At 41.7% G+C, this 1082-nt stretch carries 1 protein-coding gene and 1 pseudogene; both read right to left on the bottom strand.

The genetic code is table 11. The annotated features are described in order from the left end of the window. Positions 1–687: pseudogene (locus L995_RS34530) on the bottom strand (hypothetical protein); the annotation flags it as partial. After that, a partial coding sequence (locus L995_RS34050) for a hypothetical protein (RefSeq protein WP_197065198.1) occupies positions 672–1082 on the bottom strand: 411 nt, incomplete at its 5' end. The gene L995_RS34050 and the pseudogene L995_RS34530, both read right to left, overlap by 16 nt.

Here is a 1082-nt window from a genome sequence, read left to right as displayed (position 1 = left end):
CACCACGTTGTCGGAGCCCGCCATGATGATGGCGCGGCCGCCGGATTTGATTTGGAGGTTTTCTGCTGTGTAGAAGGTGGGTGGAGAGTAGTCCCAGGGGATTTCGTTGAAGTTCTGGTTCTCGCCATTCCAATTTGTTTTAATAATTATTGAAATATCTTCCTTCATCATTTCTATTCTTTTTCTAATATTTGAATCTCCAGAAGCCATTTCTATGCTTATTCCCAATCTTCCAGGTGTTTCAATCTTTCCATTATGAACCTTTAGAAAGCATAATTCAATCCCCTTAGTTCCAATGCCACGAGTATCTTCAAAAGGCGATCCCGATACGAGATGATTTTGCAAGTCCAGGTCCACATTGCTGCTTTCGAAGAACGTTAATATATTTCCGGTTCCAGCATCATTTATTGGAGACCCTCTTTGTCTACCAGATATGAGGTCGCGAGATTTTCGCTGAACGAAATCATGAACAACGCAGTGCTTACCAGAACCTTTGATTGACTCTGATATTGGAACTCTCTGACCTCTATATTTCACAGCCTTGCACCATATGGGTGGAAGTTTTGCGTCAACAGGAGGATGTTGGCTCTCTGTCCATTTTTCCGATTGCTGTTTTTCTGCATGCCCAGTCCGCCAAAAAGCTAGCAGCACAAATATTATTAAAATGCACACTATACGGGTTTGCATAACAAACTCCTTGGCAAACACACACCTGGATAGTCTTTCTCCCTACCCACTAGACCACCAAGAAAGATCTCTCTATTGTTTTCTGCTTTCTCAAAGTCATATTCCTCTGAATTTTTATCTTTCAAATCTATTTTTGTTATTTTGATCTGACTTTTATTGTTTTTCGTTAAATTCAATTTTCCCTCATTAATCCATTTATTTAGATGGTTTTGTAGCAAATCAAATTTATCTGGAGAATTGCTCCCACTCTCCCGCGTGGCATTGAATCTCTCCAGCACTTTCTCTATCTCTTTAAAGCTCACCGCCGGCCTAGTTCCATACGCCGTCAGAAACTCATAAACCGCCTTCTCCCCTTGCAGCGATCGATACTCCCGCTTGTCCCAATAAGGCATATC

This window comes from Delftia sp. ZNC0008 (assembly GCF_000799035.1).
GTDB classification, from domain to species: domain Bacteria; phylum Pseudomonadota; class Gammaproteobacteria; order Burkholderiales; family Burkholderiaceae_C; genus Comamonas; species Comamonas tsuruhatensis.
Note: the sequence above shows the minus strand (reverse complement) of the source record. Positions and strands in the feature narration are given on the sequence as shown.